Below are 21243 nucleotides of genomic sequence, written 5' to 3'. Positions count from 1 at the left end.
CTCCGCGAAGAGCAACCCGGAATGGCAGTATTACCACTCAGGGTACAGCACAGGCGCGACAGATGCCGCGCCCGGCGGTTAAACACTTTATAGATTACTGTTCGTCCGGTTGCCGGGTGGTAATGCTGAGATGAACAAATCCCAGCTGGCCAGCGGCATCCATGGCACGAACCACCGCCTGGTGTTGGGCGGTGGCATCTGCGGTAATGATCAGCGGGCGATTGTACTCGCCACCGGATACTTCCGACAGTGCAGATTTGAGCGTGGGCAGCTTCTTGTTAATAAGAGCTCGGCCATCCACGGAGTAGGAACCATCGGCGTTAATCAGCACCTCGATGGTCGAGGGCGGACTCTCTGCCTGCGGCCCGGCGGCCTCCGGCAGGTTCAGTTTGAGATGGCTCTCTTTGGTAAAGGTGGTCGATACCATGAAAAAGATCAGCAGCAGGAATACCACATCAATCAGTGGCGTGAGGTTAACACCATCCTGCTCTGTGCTCTGGCGACGGAATTGCATTGAGCGCTCCTGAATCTGTTGTTAGCGCTCAGGCGGCCGCTTCGATACGGCGATCACTGTGCAGGGCATCGACAAGTTTGACGGCCTCCTGCTCCATGGTCACCACAATGGAATCCACACGACGCTGGAAGTAACGGTGCGCCATTAACGCCGGAATCGCCACACTCAGGCCCGCCGCGGTGGTGATCAGCGCCTGGGAGATACCCCCTGCCAGTACGCCGGCGTTACCGGTACCTTCAAGCATGATCGCGGTAAATACCTGAATCATGCCCACCACCGTGCCCAGCAGGCCGATCAGTGGTGCCACGGCGGCGATGGTGCCCAACACGTTCAGGAAGCGCTCCAGTTCGTGAACCACCTGGCTGGCCGCTTCTTCGATGCTGTCTTTCATGACCTCTCGGCCATGCTTGGAGTTGGCCAGGCCAGCGGCAAAGATACGGCCCAGCGGGCTGGAGTCACGCAGCTGTTTGATCTTTTCGGTGGTGAGCTGGTTGTTCTTTAGGCTGCTCCAAACTTCGCCCAGCAGTGCGCGAGGGGCGATTTTGCGCTCGTTGAGGGTCCAAAGACGCTCGATGAAGATGGCAATAACGGCAATGGAACAGAGCAGGATCGGCAGCATCAGCCAGCCGCCAGACTTGATAATTTCTAACACTTTTTATACGCCCCAGACTGCGGAAGGGTTTTGTTATGGATTCAAGCTAAGGCTCGAACTCTACCACAGGTCACAGAGTTGGCTAAGTCCTTGTGAGGCATCAATTTTATCCCTGTGAACCGGATTCCAGATCGCCCTCGTGAAGCCCGCGCCGACGCAGGGGGGAGCTCAAAAAACAACAGCCGCCCAATCGGCGGCTGTTGCTGTGTAAAACCGGTCACATCTCAGACGCTATTAGCGGCCTGGACGCTCCGGGCGCTGTGGCTTTTCGGGGCGTTCCGCCTTTTCAGGGCGTACGGGTCGCTCTGGGCGATCCATCTTCGCCACCTTTTCCGGCTTGCCAATTTTCTCCATGCGCTCGGCACGGGCCAGCTCACGATCGGCGGCACGCTCTGCACGCGCGTCATCTTTCGCCAGCTTCTCGGCCATTTCCGGGCGATTAGAGTGGATACCGCTCATTACTTCGCCGAGATTGACTCCCATCGCCTTGGCAATCTGTCCCCAGCCCATGCCCTCTACCTGGCGCATGCGCAGGACTTCATTCAGGGACTCATTCGCGGTCATACCCTCTTCGCCCTCCAGCGCCTCAGCCTGGGATATCCCCGCCAGCTGCTCCGCCAGAGCCATGCTAATGACGACATTGCCCCAGCCCATACCGGTGCCGGACTCAGCGCCATCTTCTACTTCCGGGGCATCTGCGGCAGCATCAGTCTCAGTCTCGGTATCCGTTTCGGTACCGCCCTCCTCAGTTTCCGGCACCGGCTCCACATACTGGATAGTGCCGTTGCGCAGGCCTGAGGCCACGGTCTCGGTTTCTTCACCGAAAAACTCACTGAAATAACCGATAATCCGCTCACTGGGAACGGCGTCAGCCACTTCGACAACTTCTGTCTCACTGGTATCCGTGTCGGGCATATCATCATCTGCCCAGACCAGGGGCACACTTGCCATGGCAGCAACCGCAGCCGCCAGTACCGTCGACTTAAATGGAATTCTCATCGCTCATTTCTCCTGTTTAACTGTTATTCCCACGCGGCATTACCGGGTAACGGTCGACCAATACGGTCCCGCGTGCCGTAAAACACTTCTATATCAGTCAACCTGGCGGTAACTGATCTGAAACCCAAAGCCCTGATCCGGGCTACCGTCTGCGAGCCCAAGGTAGCCATAAACCATTCCAGTCCACTGTGGGCTGAGTTTGTGACTGTAATAGCCGAAAATTTCCGTCTGCGGATCACTTTGTGCAGTCGCAGCCTGCTGGTGGTCCAGAGACGCGCCAACACTGGATATCTCGCTCAGTCGGTAGCCACTCCCAACCGAGGTGTACCACACATCTCGCAGTTCGGTCTCCGGGAGATCCCCCTTGAACTTCCTGGCAACCGTTACAAACGGCGTGAAGTTATCGATGACCGTGAACATCTCGGCTTGCAGCGTGTAGTCCGCTTCGCCGGTGCCCAGCCCCTTGGTCTCATCGGCCACCGGTAGCTTGTACTTGGCTGTCAGGTCCACAAAGTAACGTTCGCCGATGGGTTGCAGGCTATAGGTGCCGGTTAACCAAAGGTCCCCAAGACCCGACTCTTCTGTTAACACGGTTTGATCGTCGATTTGGTTCCCGCCATTGCCATTTCCTGGGCGATTGCCCTTGCCAACAACGATTCCGCCATCCCCACCGGGAATGACACCGCCGGGACCCTCGATGCTTGTCCAGGGCATGGACGCCTTGAATGTCCAGGATGCGTTGGGGGAATAACTGACGGTAAAAGGTGTCGCGACAATCTCGGTCTCTGCGGTATCACCGTACTTACCGCTGCTGATATCGGTGCCGAGGGAATATTTCCATTCGTCGGCCACAGCCGCACCGCTTAACGAAAGGCTGGCCACCATTGCAATGGCACCGGACAATTGGTTCATTTTCATACAATCCGAAACATCTGCTTGCTGAATATGGGCATGACAGTACCACTTAGCGTGATACATAAACTTGAACCACATCTCATCGACCTCCTGTAATGCCCGCCGGACAACCGAACATGAACACCACCGCGCCCGGAACGTGCTCCTGTCGCCGAAGGCATTGCCCACCAGCGCACGCACGGAATTAGCCACACTCGCTTAATGGCCCAAGGGTCCGCCAGAATCGTCCGGAATCACGCGCGCAATACACTTCGGGCACAACGGATCCCGCTAGCCAGAGAAAGCGCACCGCGCCGGCATCCGCAGTGTTGGATAGTTTCACCCCGCGACTTGACAGCCGCTGCACGACCGCGGGGTGCGGATGGCTGAAGTGATGCCGGTACCCCGCACTGAACACCGCACGTGCCGGTTGCGACCAATCCAGTAGAGTCGCCGATGAGGAAGTACGGGATCCATGGTGCGGCACTATCAACAGGTCAACCGGGGCAAAATCCGGATATAGCGCGGCCAATCGTCGCTCCACCTTGCGGGATATATCGCCGGTAAACAGGATTCGCACTCCACGCCAGTCCAGCAATGCCACACAGCTGTGATCATTTTCTTCGCCATCGACGCGCGGGCTCGCCGGTGGCCATAACCACTGAATGTTGAGATCCGCCACCGACAGCCTTTCGCCCGCGGTGCAACCTGTGCTGGTCGTGGGCCGCGGAAAGGTACCGGCCAGGCGCGCACCCAGGTCGCCGGGCGCTATGACCTCGCTGACGGGCAACACCTCCGCAAGCCCTGCGGCACCACCCGCGTGATCGCGATCACCGTGGCTCACCACCAAGGCTGCGATTTCGGTAGCGCCCTCCCCGACCAAGTACGGAGCCACCACACTGCTTCCGGCGCTCCAGCCCCCGCTGATTCCAGCCCCCGTATCCAGTACCAGATACTGGTCATCCGACGCCACCGCTACCGCCAGGCCCTGACCCACGTCGAGCACCGTGACACTCAGCGCTGTTGGCTCCTGGGAGCGCCAGGGTAACGCTGGAGCCAATACAACGGGCAGCATGCACCACCCCAGCAAGCGACCGGGAAAGCCCCGCGGCAGCATGAGGATAAGCACGCTGACCAGTGCGAGACCAACCACCCACCAACCGGGCGCGGTCAGCCATTGCCAGCTGGGGAAGCGCCCGTCCACCCCGTGGAGAAACCGCATGAGTAGCGCGAGCTGCCAGTCGGCAAACTGCCAGCAGAAGCCACTGATCCCCATTGGCATCACTGCGCCGAGCATGATCGAGGGCAGGATCAGCAGGCCCATCCACGGAATCGCCACCAGATTGACCAGTAGTGCGGAGGCACTGGCTCCGGAAAAAAACAGGAGAGACGGCAGCAGAAGCGCCAGTATCACAACCCATTGACTGCGCACCGCGACGATCGTGTGGGGTTTGATGTACTGACCGACATAACTGAGCAGTTTCGCGAGGGTCGAGCGCGATTCGCTCGCATGAAAAACGTCCGGACCAGACACTGTCCGGCCGCTGTAGCACAGCAGCAACGCTGCCACAGCGAGGAACGAAAGCCAGAACCCCGGGTTGAGCACAGCCAATGGCTGCAGCAGTAATACCATCGCCACAGCCAGGGCAAATGCCAGCCCGGACGCAACACGCCTGCCCCATATCCACACGCTGATGGCGACTGCTGTCATGATCAGGGCCCGTTGCGCGGACAACGGTGCCCCACATATCAGTGTGTAACCCGCGGCGGCGGCCAGTCCACCCGACCCGGCGAGCAGGCGCGAGTTCCACGAACCGAACGGGGACAACAGGCGTCCTAAATACCCGCCGATCAGCAGGAAGAACCCGGCGACCATGCCCACATGCAGCCCGGAGATCGCCAACAGGTGCGCGGTACCCGTGCTCTGCAAAACCTTCCGGTCGGTATCCGTCAAGCCGGATTTATCCCCGAGTAGCAGCGCGCGCAGAAGCCGTCCAAAACCGAGGTTCGCAGCGGTCACCCGGTCCCGGATTGACTCCCGTAAGCGGTAGAGGCCTGCGCCGTCCTCCAGCAACACGGGCCGCAGCGCCTTTTCACGGATGTAGCCTGTTGCGAAAACGCCCTCCTGCAATAGCCAGGCTTCGTAATCAAACGTATGGGGATTCACGCTGCCCCGCGGGCGCTTTAGCCGCAACCGCATGGTCCAGCGGCTGCCCGCCCGGATCTCAGCGATACGGTCGCTGCCATACCAGGACACCAGTACCTTTTGTCCCACGAGCGCAGCATGTTCAGCAGACTCGACTTCCGCGAGAAACTGCACATCCAGCGCCGTTGATCCGGAGCCGTGGCCTCGGCCATAGCGGAATACGGCAGGTCGGGACTCGGGCAAAGAAGTGATTTGCAGGGTGACTTCAAAATCCGTGCCGTGAAGAGCCGGTGGCAAACGCGCATCCAGCGCTGCGCGATCCCAATAAAGCCCCCAGCCGGCGCCGATGAGGAAGGGCAACAACCAATAGCAAGCGCCACGTACCATTAGCCATTTTGACGGTCGCCCATACCCCCGGCGAGCAACTAGTACTGCCGCCAGCAGTAAAACCAGAACCAGGCTGAAATAGACAGCGCAAAGTGCCGTGGACAGGCCCGGCAACCGCGGCCACAACGCGACCTGGGCAATGCCAATACCGAATAGCCATAACCCACCGGTGACGGAAAGCCCCACCTTGCCACTATCAGCACAAGGCCTTCGCAACAATCCCTGCCCCATTTTTCACAACATCCATGTCCAATAGCTACGCGATTAAATCCCGATGTGGCCGCCCCCGCAAACGGACACCCGTCCAATAGTTATGGTTTTGCACCAGTCCGCAGTGAGCATTACTGCCCAAACCGTCTCGTTGGCCGCGAGGTAGACACAAAAAATTCAAGAAATTTTCATGTTTCATCTGTTTGTAACAAAAGCGAAGCATGTGTGTAACAAAAGCGAAGCAAACTGCGCAGCAACTGAACGACGGCTTCCCCTTTTTTACATTCAGAGACCAACCATGAAAAAGACTGCGATCACCCTGGCACTGGCAGCGGCCCTCCCTACCCTCGCCAACGCAGAAGAAGTATTCACCTTTTACGGTAAGGCCAACGCCTCTTTCCAATCCAACGATGAAGGCGATGGCGCCACGACTGATGTGAAAAGCAATGCTTCCCGCCTGGGGGTAAAAGGCGAGCTGCCACTGGATAGCGGCATCAATGGCATTTACAAAATGGAATATCAGGTAAACATCGACGGTGAAGGCGAAACCTTCAGCCAGCGCAACATCTACGCTGGCCTGGAAGGCGGGTTCGGTCAGGTCATCGGCGGTAAATTCGATACCCCGCTGAAAGTGGCGCAGAAGAAGGTCGATCTTTTCAACGACCTTGAGGGCGACATCAAAAGCCTGGTCACCAAGAGCGACAACCGCGAATCCAACAACCTGCAGTACACCACGCCGTCGTTTGCCGGCTTCAAGGTTGCCGCGGCCTACGTCAGCAACAAGGAAGCCGAGATTCTGGATGACGGCGGTAATGTGATCGATACCCGCGACAATGGTACTTCCGTATCATTTGCGTACGACAACGCCGGTGTGTACCTGGCGTATGCTTACGATCAGGGTGTTGAAGCCAACGACTGGAAGGTTAACCGTGTGGTAGCCCAGTATAACTTCGGCAACCTGCAGGTTGGCGGCCTTTACGAAGAGCAGGAAAAAGCCGACAACAGCAACCAGGATGGCTGGATGACATCCGTGGCCTACAAAATCAGCAACTGGACCGCGAAGGCGCAATACGGCCAGTCCGACATCGTAAAAACGGATGGAGAGACTTTTAGCCTGGGGCTGGATTACAAGCTGTCTAAAGCGGCAAAAGTGTTCAGCTTCTACACCAACGAAAGCGCAGCGGACGACTACGAGCGCAGCTACGTGGGTGTAGGTACAGAGTTCAAGTTCTAAGAAGCACTTGGCTCAAACAAAGTACCCGAGCTGTCATTAAAATGCCCCAATGCGCTAAAAGTGCAGGATAACCAGTTAGGGGGCCTTGATTGTGATGATGGTCCAAATGTTCTATGGCACTTTATTGTGACGGACAATGCCGCGAACCTGGCCCATTAGACCTAACTAGCGCCCCTGGCTGTGTTAGCATCGATGCGTCTCCAATAAAAAGAGAGTCTTCAATCGTGATGCATCGCACCAAAGTCGCAATGATATTCGCTGCAGCGCTATTGGCAGCCTGTAGCAAAGGGCCCGAGAATTCGGCCCCGCAAGCAAACACCGACGCCGCCAGTGAAGCGCAGAGTGCCCTCCCCGCCGGTATAACGCTGGTCGAAACTTTCGACGGCGACGGCGCAGAAATCGCCATTCCGTACGACAAATACAAACTTGCCAACGGCCTGACCGTTGTACTGCACGAAGATGACTCTGATCCGCTAGTGCACGTGGATGTTACCTATCACGTCGGTTCCAACCGCGAAGATCCAGGCCGCTCCGGCTTTGCCCATTTCTTCGAACATATGATGTTCCAGGGGTCGGTGAACGTTGCGGACGAAGAGCATTTCCGCATCATCACCGAAGCCGGTGGCACCATGAACGGTACTACCAATACCGACCGCACCAACTACTACGAAACCGTACCGGCCAACCAGCTGGAAACCGTACTTTGGCTGGAAGCCGATCGCATGGGCGTGTTCCTCGACGCGGTTACCCAGGAAAAGTTCGAGGTTCAGCGCGAAACGGTGAAAAACGAACGTGGCCAGCGCGTTGACAACCGCCCCTATGGGCGCGCCCTGGAAACCATGTTTGCCGCCACCTACCCGGATGGTCACCCCTACTCCTGGCCAACCATTGGCTGGATGGAAGACCTGAATCGTGCAGACCTTACCGACCTCAAACGGTTTTTCCTGCGCTGGTATGGTCCCAACAATGCAGTGCTGACCATTGGCGGTGATATCGACAAGGCGCAGACACTCGCGTGGGTAAACAAATATTTCGGGTCGATTCCCGCTGGCCCTGAAGTCGAAAACCTGCCCAAGCAGCCGGCCAAGCTCGATAAAGACCGCTATGTCACGCTGGAGGACAATATCCACCTGCCGGCACTGGCAATGATGATTCCAACGGTCCACAGCAGCCATGCGGATGAGCCCGCGCTGGATGCAGCCGCAGCGATTCTTGGCCAGGGCCAGGACTCCATGCTCTATCAGCGCCTGGTGCAGACCGGCCGTGCGGTATCGGCAAGTGTCTCTCATTCCTGTAAAGAACTGGCCTGCGAGATGTGGTTCATCGTGATCCAGAACCCCGCATCCGGTGAAACCCTCGCGGAAATGGAACAGGCAGTACGCGACACCCTTACCGATTTCGTCGAGCGCGGCGTTACCGAGGATGACCTGGTTAAATTCAAGGCAGGCTATGAATCCAGCCGCGTGTTCGGCCTGCAGTCTGTTGCCGGTAAAGTCTCCACTCTCGCCGCATTTGAAACCTTCACCGGCAGCCCCAAAGGCATCGACGATGAGATCAATGCCTATCTGGCTGTTGAGACCGCTGACGTGACCCGCGTTTTCGACCAGTACATTGCTGCCAAGCCCTCGGTACTGCTGAGCGTGGTCCCCAACGGCAAGCAAGAACTGGCCGCTGCACCGCAGAACTATGAATGGCAACGCACCATCCCGGAAAGCTATGGCGACGATGAAGAAGCCCTGGCGTTGCGACCGGTCAAGGATACATTCGACCGCAGTGTGCAGCCTTCCCCGGGCGTGAATCCACAGGTAGAGCTGCCGACAATCCAGGACGGCAAGCTGAAAAATGGCGTACGCCTGCTGGCCGTGCAGAATGAAGAGACTCCCACCGTTACCGTGCAGGCAGTGTTTGGCGTTGGCCAGCGCGACGAGCCTCGTGGCAAAGCAGGCCTCACCTCCCTGATGACTTCCCTCATGACCGAGGCCACCAGCGAGCGCAGCGCCGCCGAGTTCGCCGAGGAACTGAAACGGCTGGGCGCATCAGTCAGCGTCAGCGCCGGCGATTACGACACCACGGTTTCTCTCAATGTGCTGGCCAAGCACCTGGACAAGGCCGTGCCGCTGATGATGGAGCGTATGCTCAAGCCTGCCTTCACCGAGGAAGACTTCGCGCGCATCAAGCAACAGACCATTGAAGGTCTGCAGCAGGCCCGCAAGACCCCGCAGGGCCTGGCCACCCGCGCAGTCGGTGCAGTGATGCGCGGCCCAGAGCACCCTCTGAGCTTTCCCGGTGGCGGCCTCCCGGATACCGTTGCCAACATCACTCTCGAAGACGTCAAGCAATACTACGCGGCGCACTTCCCCGCTAACTTTGGCGGTGTCACCGTCAGTACCAGCCTGCCCCACGATAAAATCGTCAAGGCGCTGGACGGACTGGCACAGCTGAAAGTATCCCAGCCAGCGCGTCCGGCCATCGCCTTCGAGAAACCGGAAATCGAAGGCCGCACGGTTTACCTGGTAAACAAGGAAGGTGCTGCCCAGTCCAGTCTGCGGATCGGCCAACACGCCCTGCCTTACGATGCGCTGGGAGACTACTACCTGTCGTATCTTGGCAACTTCCCACTGGGTGGTAACTTCAACAGCCGTATCAACCTTAACCTGCGCGAAGACAAGGGTTATACCTATGGTGCCCGCACCTACCTCGTGGGTGAGCCACAGGAAGGTTCCTACATGTTCAGCTCAGAGGTGAAGAAAGAAGCTACGGCGGATGCACTCAATGAAGTGCTCACCGAGTTGGCTACTTACGACAAGGACGGCATGACCGAATCCGAATTCAACTACCTGCGCTCTGCCATCGGCCAGCAGGAAGCCCGCAGCTATGAAACACCCTCGGCGAAACTCGGTTTGCTGAATCGTATCCTGCGCTATGACCTCCCGCTGGACTATCGCTCACAGCAAGGCACGATCCTGCAGGAGACCGATCGCAAAACCCTCAACAAGGCCATCACCAGCCTGCTCGAACCGGACAACATGGCAATCGTGGTGGTCGGCGATGCTGCCGAGATCCGCGAAGACGTTGAGGCGCTGGGTATGCCCATCGTTGAGCTGGATGAAGACGGTTATGTGATTGACACGGAAAAAGTGGAAGCAACGCCAGACTCGGCAAGCCTGTAACTTCCGGCCTACCGGAAAAAAGGCGGCTGCGGCCGCCTTTTTTTATGTCCGGCGCTACTTTTGCGTCGCCCGCGCGGCATGGAGCTTTTTGTAGCTCTCGATCAGGCGCAGATGCTTGTCCAACCCTTCCAGCTGCATATTGGTGGGGGTGAGGCCGTAGAAGCGCACGGAGCCATCGACGGAACCGGCCACTGCGGCCATCGTTTCGTCACCATACATGCGGCGCAGGTTGACGATGTAATCGTCCAGCGCAAGCTCCTCGTCGAGGGCAATCTCCAGCACTGCCTGCACCGCACGGTAAAACAGGCCGCGCTCTACGGTGTTGTCGTTGTACTGCAAAAATGCCTCAACCAGTTCCAGCGCCTCCTCGTGACGCTGCAATGCCAGATAAACAAGGATCTTGAGCTCGAGTACCGTCAGCTGCCCCCACACGGTGTTCTCATCGAACTCCACTCCAATCAGGGTGATGATGGTCTCGTAATTGTCGATCTGGCTCTCTTCCAGCCGCTCCACCAGGTCTTCCAGCTGCTCGTCATCAAGGGTGTGCAGGCTGAGGATGTCTTCGCGGTAATCAAGCGCCTTGTTGGTGTTGTCCCAGATCAGGTCCTCCACCGGATAGACCTCGGAATAACCGGGTACCAGAATACGACAGGCGGGCGCGCCCAGCTCGTTGTATTCCGCCATGTAGACCTCCTTGCCGAGGTCATCGAGGATTTTGAACAGGCGATCGGCTTCAGTCTCGTTGGTATCGGCATGATTGCCGGAGAAGTCCCACTCGACAAAATCAATGTCGGACCTGGCACTGAAGAAACGCCAGGACACTACCCCGGTGGAATCCACAAAGTGCTCGACAAAGTTGTTCGGCTCGGTGACTTCCAGACTGTTAAATGTGGGCGGCGGTACGTCGTTCAGCCCTTCAAAACTGCGGCCCTGCATCAGCTCCGTCAGGCTGCGCTCGAGTGCTACATGCAGGCTCGGGTGCGCGCCAAAGGACGCGAACACACCGCCAGTGCGCGGGTTCATCAGGGTTACGCACATGACCGGGAACCGGCCGCCCAGCGAGGCGTCTTTCACCAGGATCGGGAATCCCTGCTTTTCCAGCTCCTCAATGCCCTCGACGATATCCGGGTATTTTTCCAGTACCTCACGAGGCACGTCCGGCAGCGCCAGTTCCTGTTCGAGGATCTGTTTTTTAACGGCGCGCTCAAAGATCTCCGACAGGCACTGTACCTGCGCCTCAGGCAAGGTATTTCCCGCGCTCATACCGTTGCTCAGGTACAGGTTTTCGATCAGGTTGGAAGGGAAATACACCACTTCACCGTCGGACTTGCGTACAAACGGCAACGAGCAGATGCCCCGGTCGGCGCGCCCGGAATTGGTGTCGATCAGATTGGATCCACCCAGCTCGCCCTCCGGGTTATAAATCGCGCGTGTGTACTCATCCAGGATACCTTCCGGCAGCGCGTCGTCTTCCTCCAGCTCGAACCACCGCTCGTTTGGGTAATGCACGAACTCCGCATTGGCAATCTCCTCACCGAAGTACTGGTCGTTGTAGAAGAAGTTGCAGTTCAGTCGCTCGATAAATTCACCCAGCGCCGAGCACAGCGCGCTCTCCTTGGTCGCGCCCTTGCCGTTGGTAAAACACATGGGGGAAGCCGCGTCGCGGATATGGAGTGACCAGACGTGAGGGACAATATTGCGCCAGGACGCAATCTCGATCTTCATCCCCAGGTCCGCCAGGATCTTTGTCATGTTGGCGATGGTCTGCTCGAGCGGCAGGTCCTTGCCTTCGATGAACGTGCGGTGCTCGGCATCCGGTTCCACCATCAGCAGCGCCTGCGCGTCTTCGGCGAGATTTTCGACCGTTTCAATCTGGAAGTCCGGCCCGGTCTGGATCACCTTCTTTACGGTACAGCGGTCTATGGAGCGCAGAATGCCCTGACGGTCCTTCTCCGAAATGTCCTCCGGTAATTCAACGTCGATCTTGAAGACCTGGTTATAGCGGTTCTCGGGGTCAACGATGTTGTTCTGAGACAGGCGGATATTGTCTGTCGGAATATCCCGCGACAGGCAGTACACCCGCACAAAATACGCCGCACACAGCGCCGAAGAGGCGAGAAAGTAGTCAAACGGACTCGGTGCCGAGCCATCGCCCTTGTAGCGAATCGGCTGGTCAGTAATGACTGTAAAGTCATCAAACTTGGCTTCAAGTCGCAGGTTATCGAGGAAGTTGACGTTGATTTCCATGGAGACTACCGGAATTGGAGAATTTGGCGTGGCCTGAGGCGCGGCATTATCCCGCTTTTAGCCCCCTCCGTCTTGCTCGTTTGGAACAAACCGGAAGCCTTGGCACAAGTGTGATCTAAAGCAAAGTACCGTACGACCGCAGCTCTATACTCGCGTCCGTGCTTACATCGATAAACGAGCCATCTACGAGGTACCTATGAAATCGCTCCGTTTTGCCCTGCCCCTTCTTGCGGCTGTATTCAGCGCACCATCACTTGCCAACGGTAATTCCGGATTCGGACTCGGGGTCGCTTACGATCTGGGCGTCGGTGTGACCGGACAGTTTCGTGGTACCTCGGTGTTCGTGAATAGCGATGCGCTGGCCGTGGACGTGCGTATCGAAAACTTTAGTAACGACCTTGGCACCGCGCATGCGTACATCGACGTTGGCGGTTTCTACGAGGATGGCGGTAATTACGATTACAACGACAGAGCCGGTGTTCGCCTCCCGGTAGGCCTGACCTTCGGTATTGCGCCCAGCCTGCAGGCCTATATCCAGGCCGTGCCAAACTTTGCGTTCAGCGATAACGAGAGCAAGGAAGGTTTTGGCGTGGATGGCGCGCTGGGCGTTCGCCTGCGCTTCTGACCCGCACCCGCAAGCGCTGATTCAGGAACATCGACCTGGCAGCGCTTCTCCCCTGGCTTTCAGTCCCGCGAAAGCCAGTACACCACCCCGCCGTTATTCCCCTACTCGATTTCCAAAAATATTTACGTTGACGTAAACGCGCATGTCTGTGCGCTGCCAGTACTCAGATTTCCAAGAGGCAAACACATACGTGTACGACCAAGGGATGTAATACGAAGGTATCAGGGCAAATAAGATCGGCAAGAATATAATGGCGCCGCCGATAGTGAGAGTTTTCACGTGCCTCAAAAGGGAAGCCAGATGGTAATAGAGCAACTCTGAAGCGCACCAATCCCAAGCAATTGTCATCTAAAAGGGAGTATGACATGAGATTGCCGGCCGCGTTGTGCCTTATCACATTCCTCCAGTTTTCCAACTCGTACGATATCGCTGCCACTGAGGCGGAACCAGAACCTGATTTAACCTTCCCACTACCTACCGCCACATCATCACACCTTGCAAGCCGACAATTGCTGGTGAAATTTCGCGAAGGGACCAGCAAAACCATCTGGAACCAATTATTACAGCCCTATGCATTCACTTCGATGCAGACACTGTACTCTCCAGCCAAATATCTACAGTCATTCAGCCAGCAACTATCCCCTTGGCAGCTCGTCACCTTCGAAAGCGCCACCAGTGCCGGGTTAAGCTTCGAGGATCTCAGAAAATCCCCGGATATCGAATATGTAGCACCAAACTCCAAGTTCCAGCTGCAATCCTTGCCAAATGATTACTCGCCTGAATTATGGGGACTGCATAACGATGGACAGGAAAACGGCGTCGCCGGCGCTGACATCGACGCAGAAAGGGGCTGGTCTGTCCGCACCAATGCAGAAGACATTATCGTCGCGGTAATCGATAGTGGCATCGACTATACCCACCCGGATCTTGCCGAAAATATGTGGACCAATCCCGGCGAGATCCCTGGCAATAACATCGACGACGATGGAAACGGTTTTGTCGATGACGTCCACGGCTATGACTTTGCAGACAAAGATGGCAATCCGATGGATGCCAACAGCCATGGCACCCATGTGGCAGGGATTATCGGCGCCTCTGGGGACAACAATACTGGTGTAACCGGCGTTGCCTGGCGCACGAAATTGATGGCAGTCAAAGTGTTTTCCGACGAGTCCAACTTCGCATACACCTCCGACATTGTTAAAGGGATTCTCTATGCAGCTGATATGGGCGCAAAGGTATCCAACAACTCCTATGGAGCAGTATTCACTGACTCGGTTGCCGAAAGTATTTTTAACCGCCCGGTAGCTGATGCCATTGGCTATGCAAATGACGCTGGAATGCTGTTCGTTGCCGCTGCAGGCAATAACGGGTTGAATTCGGATACATCAATGGAGGTAACCTCCCCCGCAACAATCGACCACCCGAATGTAATTTCCGTAGCGGCCAACACGCGCAGTGATAAGCGCGCTTCGTTTTCAAACCATGGAGAAACCGGTGCCGATATCGCAGCGCCCGGTGTAGAAATACTGTCAACGGTACCCGGGGGCGGCTATGAACGTTTCAGCGGTACCTCCATGGCCTCCCCTTTTGTTGCGGGAGCCGCCGCGCTGGTGGCCGCTGAATTCCCGGATATCAGCGTCGAAGAATTGCGAGCAGTGCTGATCGAGAGCGCCGAACCGGTAACATCACTCGCTGGCGTGACTCTCAATAGTGGACGACTCAATCTTTATCGTGCACTGACCCATATACCATCCAGCGAATGCCCGAGCTTTTCGGCCACACCGATGAACCATTTCCTCGCCGGACGCGCGGGTTATTGCGCTGGCACCTACGTCAATTTTTGTGCCCTGGGCAGTAATGAATATATCGGCACCAACTACGCGACGCAGCAGGTTGTGCTGTATAACCCAGAGCCAGGCTTTTACAGCAGCGCGAATAGCTGTCCACCCTCAAATACACCACCCACCCTTGTTAGCGAGTCAGCACAGCAAGTGTACCTCCGCCGGGGCGATACAGCTCCACAGCCAATTCTCTCGGCGAGCGACCGTCAGGACGGCGATATCTCCCAGGCACTCGCTGACAGTGGCATGCCCGACACCCAGCAATCCGGTCACTACCTGCGCCGCTTTTCCGCTACCGATAGCGGCAACATGCGTGCCGTACCCTGGGTGCAAAAAATTACCGTTCTTGCGAACGACGAACCACCGCGACTCGCACTGCTCGGCCCCGCCTGCAATTTTTGGTGGTGTGATGCATTCCTGCATCCCGCCGGCCAGCCCTGGCAAGATCCGGGATATGTCGGCTGGGATGTTCTGGATGGCGACATTACTGACGCCGTAACCTATACACCCATCGACACCAGCACCACGGGCATACAAGCGGTTCACTACCGTGTGGCGGACAGTGCGGGTAACGAGACACAAAGCAGTGCGTTCCGCCTGGTCGGGATCGCAGGCCCGGAGCTTCCAGTGATTGAATTTGAAGGCAAGCCCAACGGGAATTACCTGCACACCGCGACCTCCGCTGAGCGGCGCAGCATACGCACCTACCGCCGGGATGACTGGAATTTTTATCCAAGCGCATACACGGTGGACCTGAAGGACGGGTTCCAGGCCCTGCCGCGAGAGAACTTCACACACAATGTGGACCCTTCTCGCGACGGCCAGTACGTCGTTACGGCAACCTTTACCGATAGCGACGGCAATACCGTGGTCGATGAACAGCAGGTGGAAATCATTACAGACACCGTGGCGCCGACACTGACTCTCATTGGCCCGAGCACCACGGAGATAGAGATAGGCGACTACTATGCGGAACCAGGCTATCAGGTCGATGACGATCTCGACGATTTCCCGTGGGTCAGGGAAGGCGCAAGCCCCGATACCAGCACGGAAGGGTCGTACACCAAGACCTATCAGGCGTTCGACGGCAGCAACAACGCCAGCGTCCTTCAATTGCGCACCATCAACGTAACTCGAAGCCATTGGGACCATGCACCCCGACGAGATAATTTTGGCTGGAGCCGTATCGAGCCCGACCTTGTCCGGATCAACGCAACGTTCTTTGATATCGATGACGATGTTGTCACAATTGAACTTGAATACGACGGTGACCAGAAATTGCAACCGGACAGCGCAATCGTATTCGATGCGGACAACCATACCTTCGCTACCACTTTTTCCCTGACCGGGGAACCAGGGGAATACACCTTTTTCGCGCGCGCCCAAGATGCGAATGGAAACGAAGCCATCTCTAACAGCTATAGCGTTACCCTGTTGCCAGTATCCCAGCCACCGGAGATCGATACACTGGAACTGGCAATTACCGGCTACGAGGTACGGGTTTTTGGCAACACCAGCGACAAAGACGGCGATGCAGCGGAAATCCGGATCAATTCTGAGCTGAGCTTCAACTGCTCGGGTGTGGATACGTTTGAATGTGTAGCAAATGCACCGGATGCAGGAACATATGAAGTCAAGGTTCAGGCCATGGATGAAGCAGGCAATGCCAGTGAGCTCAAAATCCTTGAAGCAGAAATCGCCGCAGCCTGTGAAACGGCCACGAATACTGCACACATCAGCGCTGGTCGCGCAGTAGAGTGCGGAACCCTGTTCACTGCCAGCGCGTGCGCAGTGGGATCCGGCGATGCTCTTGGGTCAAGTTCGCTCTGGTTCCCCGCCACCAGCACTTTGCTGGAAAGCGACCCGGGCTATTGGGAAAAGGTTTCGGCCTGCCCGTAAGCGATCATTTTCCTGTTGTATTTTTATGAGCGGCGCCCCGCCGAGGGGCGCCGCATCGCGAAAACCATCACGAAAACCACCGCGAAAATCACTGCAAAGAGCCACCACATAGATATTTGGAGCGGGTATCATTTCTCATAGCCCGTCATTTCCAGGTAGCCCTCACCGGTATGGCTGCCGCTGACCGTAACCGGCCCTTCCCAGTATCCCAGGGTCCCCGGGTTCCAGTAATCGCCGGGCCAGGAGCGAATTGTCAGATTCAACGAAACGGAAGGCACTCGCAGCTGCCACACCACAGGCACGTCACCAAAACGGCTAGCGCGATATTCTTCAGGCATAAGGCTGAATTCATCGACGCTCAGGGTGCGACTACGGCCATCTTCGGAAACCAGGGTACCCGAATAGAAATCATCTTCACCGCGAACCCGGAATAGCATCAGGTGACGCCCGTCATCCAGGTGCAGCGCCATCCAGTCCCAGCCACGCTGATCCGGCTTCAGATACTGGCTACTCCACTCACGGTCGAACCAGCCCTGCCCACTTACCTCAAATTTTTCACCATGGAGTTCCACCACACCGCCAATTATCTGTAACGGATGACTGAAGTACATCGAGCCACCGCCGCCGGACGATTTTGCGCTGAAGCCGCGCTCGCCGTTTAGCACCGCAGGGAACTGTGGTTGAATCTTCAGACGATAGTTGAAGTCCTCCCCATCGACGTGCAGTTCCCACGTATCCTTCGTCTGGCTTTGTAGCTTCCAGTGATCAATCCAGACGCTGAATGGTTGCGCCGTTACCCCGGCCTGGCCGGTGCCGCCGCGGGCCGCGCGATCTGCGAAGCGGTGTTCATCCGGACGACTGAGGGCAGCATGGGCAAGCCATAGCTCATTTCGCTGCCAGCCACGTCCGTCCCCTGCAAAGGGTCCAGGGCGAATACCATTGCGGAATAACGTCCATTGCACACCAAACCGCTGGCCATCGGCACTTTTCAGGTTTGCGGTGAGATACCACCACTCGAGGCGAAATGCCGGGTGTGGCCCCATGTCCTCCGGCAGATTAATGGTCATGCCCGGTGTGGCCTGACGAAAGCCTTCCGGCGGATCGGTTAACGCCGCAATCGATGTTTTGCCATCCGGATCGTCTGAGCAAGCGACTAAAAATAAAAGCGCTGCAAGCAGCAGTCGCAGCTTTTTTGTTACCCGTCTATTCATTTTTCAGGGTCTCCAGCCGGACCGGGTTGCCCACCAGCACACCGACCAATGCCCCGATCACCAGGCATGCCAGCCACACCTGAAGCCAGAATCCCGGATAGAGATGCAGAGGTAGTGCCCAGCCAAAGGCAGAGGGGTTCACCTTCGCTACCAGCACCCATCCGAGAAAAACGCCCAGCGGGGTGGCCAGCACAGCGAGCAAACCGGTAACCAGTATGCTGTGGGCGATCAGGCGCCGACGCAGACTGCCTCTGTGCACTCCGTAAACATGCAGCAGGGTATAGCTGCTCTGACGTAACCGAAAAATAACCAATCCCATCAACGCCAGCGCAGTGCCTGCCAGCGCCAACACCAGTGTATTCAGCATGCGGGTGATCTGAAATGTGCGATCGAAGGCGGCATTGGCCGCCTGCTTCAGGCCTTTCTGGTCACGCAACTGGCTGCCCGCCAGCCACGGATATTTTTGCGGCCAGTCACGCCATGGCATTTTAGTGAGTTCGCTCGCAGCAAGCGCAAACGTTGTGTAGTGACCGGGCAGCGCGTCCGGTAACGCCGCGATAGGTAACAGGAGCTCGCCCTCTGGCCTGCCATAATCTGCATAAATGCCGATGACTGCGCGAGTAAACCGCTCCTTGCCGAGGCGGAATATCAGGCGGTCACCAACCGCCAATGACAGCCGGCGAGCCAATTGCTCGTTGATCATTACACCTTCGGTGACCAGTGCCGCCCAGTGGTTGGGGGCGGCATCGAGAAACGGCCAGTCGCTCAGCAGCGGTGAGGCCGGATCAACTGCCATCACATCCACCGGCAGCTCCCCCACTACGCCACGCCCCCGCACCATCGGCAATACATTCGTTACCCCGGGCAATCCCTGTAGCTTTGCGGTGATTTCCAGCGTGTTCACGGATCGGCCCGGATCCAGAAAGAGATCGCCCTGCAGGCGCTGATCAAGCCAGCGGGCAAAAGTGGATTCGAAGCCGGTCACCATGGCATGCACGCCAATCGTAGTGGCAATAGCGAAGGCCAGGGCAGTAAGCGGTAGTTGCAACAGCCGGCAGAGTGCGCGCATCTCGGAGCAGGACCACTCCAGCAGTGGCCGGGAACAATGGCGTTCGGCACGCGCCAGTACCCGGTTCAATATCATCGGAAGCAACAGACCGACGCCGATCAGGCACCCCAGGGTAGACAGGAATATCAGCCAGAGCTTCCCCGTCAGTAACAAAACCGTCAGCGATGAACCCATCAAAAGCACAGCCGCAAGCCAGCGCAAGTGGGTAACCTGCTCCCAGCCCCCCGACGGCCGCCGTAACCACAACAGATCAGCGCAGGCCCAGGCCACCACTACCGCCAGAATAAGCACCATTCCCAACCAGGTTTTCGCCGTGGGCGTGCTTGTGCCGAGCGAATCGACACTGAACAGGCCCTGGACCGTACTCTGGAATCCGCCCGCCATTACCGATGCCAGTTGCTCCCCCAGCCACATGCCGATGGTGCCGCCGACCAACGCGACGATCATTACTTCCACAATAAGCGCGGACCTCAGCCGTATCGGTGGCACGCCAAGCCGAACCAGAATTTCCAGACTCCGACGCCGTTGCTCCAGCGCAAACCGGTACACGGCCCGAACAAGCAACGCCGCCACCAGGAGTGCCAGTGCACCGAGGGCGTCGAGACTCAACAGAAAAGCGTCCACCAGTGGATCGGGTTCCACACCATAATCCTGGACCCGGCCGAGGTAGCCCTCGGGCAAAGGTTTTTTCTCGGCTTCCGCCGATGGCATCAGGATAGAGAGCGTGCCGCGGCCCGCCGGTTCCAGCTGGGCCGCCACGGAAATATCGGTGAGTAGCTCGGCTGCCGGCAGGCCCTCCGCTTCACGTAACTGGTAGCCCACGGTATCCGGTAGTGAAAGATCCTGCCAACGCGCCAGGTCTGCCGCGCTGCCAAGCAGCGTTGGCCTATCCAGTTCAGTGATCAGCTGTGCAATCGCCTCCGCGCCCGGGTCATCCGCGCGCTGTCGCTCGCTGTATTGTCGCAGACACCCCGCACTGAACGGGTCGATACCCACCACAACCGGTGTCTCGGGAGCGCTGAAACGCACTTCAAGACGTGGCGAAGCACAAAACCCCGCTCTTCGCAGGCGCGCAAAATCCTCCACGCCCACCGCCCGGCCATCCTCGCGCACAATACTCAGGAGCGGCTCCAGCGCCGCCCGCGAACGGTCCACGGCCTCTTCCGCAGCGCCGGTGAGAGATCGCACACCGCTCCACAGCGCCGCCGCACACAGCAGGATAAGCAGTAACCCGGCCAGCTGTATTGGATGACGCCGGTAATGGCTCAGGAAGACACTGCCGAGTCCCATGGACGCAGAGCTCCTTCGCGCAGTTCGAGGATCCGGTCGCAGCGCTGGGCCAGTTCCGGATTATGGGTGACGATCAAGGCGCCGAGCGCGCGCTCGCGAATCGCGTCGAAGAACAATGGTGCAACTTTTTGTGCGGAGGCGTAATCCAGACTGCCGGTAGGTTCATCCGCAAGGATTAACTCTGGTTGCATCACAAAAGCACAGGCCAGTGCAGCCCGCTGTCGCTGGCCACCGGAAATTTGATCGGGGTAGCGACGTGCAATATCGGCTATCCCCAGCTGCTCCAATAGTTCCGCGCCGTTATGCTGCTGCAATCCCGCGAGCCCGGCGCGAAAAGCGATATTGCGGGCCACAGTAAGGGTGGGTATCAGGTTGCCATCCTGGAATAGCGTGGCAATGCGAGTACGGCGCAGCTCGGCCCAGTCGTTTTCACTGATTTGATCGCGCGGTCGCCCAAACACTCGTAGCGCGCCGCTATCTGGCGCTATCAGCCCGTTCAGCAGGTTCAATAGTGTGCTTTTTCCCGAGCCGGAAGGTCCGATCACTGCTACTGCTTCACCGCGCCGCAGCTCGAGAGACAAGCGGCTAAGCACACTGATCTGTTCACGGCCGTTGCGGTAGGACCGACTGAGATCGTGTGCCTGAATCAGGGCGTCGTTCATAGCTTCTTTTTGAAGACCGTCATTCGGGGAGTGCTTTCAGCTTACCCCATTGGCGCGGTTTATAAAGGGAGGTACTTCCAACTGATTCGTCGATCATATGCTTACGGTCCGTTTGTGAAGTTGGATCAGGAGTTTTGGTAGATTGATATGAAGATGTGAAAAGAGGCGCACTATAAAACGCTAACAGGAT

General features: G+C 57.4%; 13 protein-coding genes. 4 read left to right on the top strand and 9 right to left on the bottom strand.

Annotation, left to right across the window (positions count from 1 at the left end; translation table 11 throughout):
- Window positions 1–94 precede the first annotated feature (94 nt).
- The 5 genes from GTQ55_RS08640 to GTQ55_RS08620 form a co-directional block, all read right to left on the bottom strand.
- Complete coding sequence (locus tag GTQ55_RS08640) at window positions 95–514, bottom strand: ExbD/TolR family protein (protein ID WP_161858370.1); 420 nt, start codon at window positions 512–514, stop codon at window positions 95–97.
- Between the two features lie 28 nt (window positions 515–542).
- Entirely contained in the window at window positions 543–1166 is a 624-nt protein-coding gene (locus GTQ55_RS08635) for a MotA/TolQ/ExbB proton channel family protein (RefSeq protein ID WP_161858369.1), read from the bottom strand.
- 234 nt (window positions 1167–1400) lie between these two features.
- Entirely contained in the window at window positions 1401–2165 is a 765-nt protein-coding gene (locus GTQ55_RS08630) for a sigma-70 family RNA polymerase sigma factor (protein ID WP_161858368.1), read from the bottom strand.
- A gap of 93 nt (window positions 2166–2258) precedes the next feature.
- Entirely contained in the window at window positions 2259–3077 is an 819-nt protein-coding gene (locus tag GTQ55_RS08625) for a hypothetical protein (RefSeq protein ID WP_161858367.1), read from the bottom strand.
- A gap of 187 nt (window positions 3078–3264) precedes the next feature.
- Complete coding sequence (locus tag GTQ55_RS08620) at window positions 3265–5778, bottom strand: DNA internalization-related competence protein ComEC/Rec2 (protein ID WP_237567893.1); 2514 nt, start codon at window positions 5776–5778, stop codon at window positions 3265–3267.
- 322 nt (window positions 5779–6100) lie between these two features.
- Between GTQ55_RS08620 and GTQ55_RS08615 the strand changes: the two genes are divergently transcribed.
- Window positions 6101–7036: a porin gene (locus tag GTQ55_RS08615; RefSeq protein ID WP_161858365.1), complete on the top strand. Its 936-nt coding sequence runs from the start codon at window positions 6101–6103 to the stop codon at window positions 7034–7036.
- Between the two features lie 227 nt (window positions 7037–7263).
- Window positions 7264–10206 (top strand): M16 family metallopeptidase, encoded by a 2943-nt coding sequence (locus tag GTQ55_RS08610; protein WP_161858364.1) that lies wholly within the window; start codon window positions 7264–7266, stop codon window positions 10204–10206.
- Window positions 10207–10260: 54 nt separating this feature from the next.
- On the opposite strand, the gene GTQ55_RS08605 is transcribed toward GTQ55_RS08610, so the two are convergent.
- Window positions 10261–12453 carry an OsmC domain/YcaO domain-containing protein gene (locus GTQ55_RS08605; RefSeq protein WP_161858363.1) on the bottom strand — a complete coding sequence of 731 codons (2193 nt, stop codon included), beginning with the start codon at window positions 12451–12453 and terminating at the stop codon, window positions 10261–10263.
- A gap of 196 nt (window positions 12454–12649) precedes the next feature.
- Here GTQ55_RS08605 and GTQ55_RS08600 point away from each other — a divergent pair, with 196 nt between their 5' ends.
- The gene (locus GTQ55_RS08600; protein WP_161858362.1) at window positions 12650–13078 is read left to right on the top strand and encodes a hypothetical protein; all 429 of its coding nucleotides are present in this window, start codon (window positions 12650–12652) and stop codon (window positions 13076–13078) included.
- 515 nt (window positions 13079–13593) lie between these two features.
- On the top strand, window positions 13594–16821 hold the full coding sequence (locus GTQ55_RS08595) for a S8 family serine peptidase (protein ID WP_161858361.1): 3228 nt from the start codon (window positions 13594–13596) through the stop codon (window positions 16819–16821).
- 128 nt (window positions 16822–16949) lie between these two features.
- Here the strand turns inward: GTQ55_RS08595 and GTQ55_RS08590 are convergent, their stop codons facing one another.
- The 3 genes from GTQ55_RS08590 to GTQ55_RS08580 are packed head-to-tail and all read right to left on the bottom strand — an operon-like array spanning window position 16950 to window position 21053.
- Window positions 16950–18032 carry a lipocalin-like domain-containing protein gene (locus GTQ55_RS08590; RefSeq protein ID WP_161858360.1) on the bottom strand — a complete coding sequence of 361 codons (1083 nt, stop codon included), beginning with the start codon at window positions 18030–18032 and terminating at the stop codon, window positions 16950–16952.
- Window positions 18025–20391: an ABC transporter permease gene (locus GTQ55_RS08585; RefSeq protein ID WP_161858359.1), complete on the bottom strand. Its 2367-nt coding sequence runs from the start codon at window positions 20389–20391 to the stop codon at window positions 18025–18027. Before GTQ55_RS08585 ends, GTQ55_RS08590 begins: the two co-directional genes overlap by 8 nt.
- Window positions 20367–21053 carry an ABC transporter ATP-binding protein gene (locus GTQ55_RS08580; RefSeq protein WP_161858358.1) on the bottom strand — a complete coding sequence of 229 codons (687 nt, stop codon included), beginning with the start codon at window positions 21051–21053 and terminating at the stop codon, window positions 20367–20369. Before GTQ55_RS08580 ends, GTQ55_RS08585 begins: the two co-directional genes overlap by 25 nt.
- Window positions 21054–21243: the final 190 nt, after the last annotated feature.

The sequence above is a fragment of the Microbulbifer hydrolyticus genome (genome assembly GCF_009931115.1).
GTDB classification, from domain to species: domain Bacteria; phylum Pseudomonadota; class Gammaproteobacteria; order Pseudomonadales; family Cellvibrionaceae; genus Microbulbifer; species Microbulbifer hydrolyticus.
Note: the sequence above shows the minus strand (reverse complement) of the source record. Positions and strands in the feature narration are given on the sequence as shown.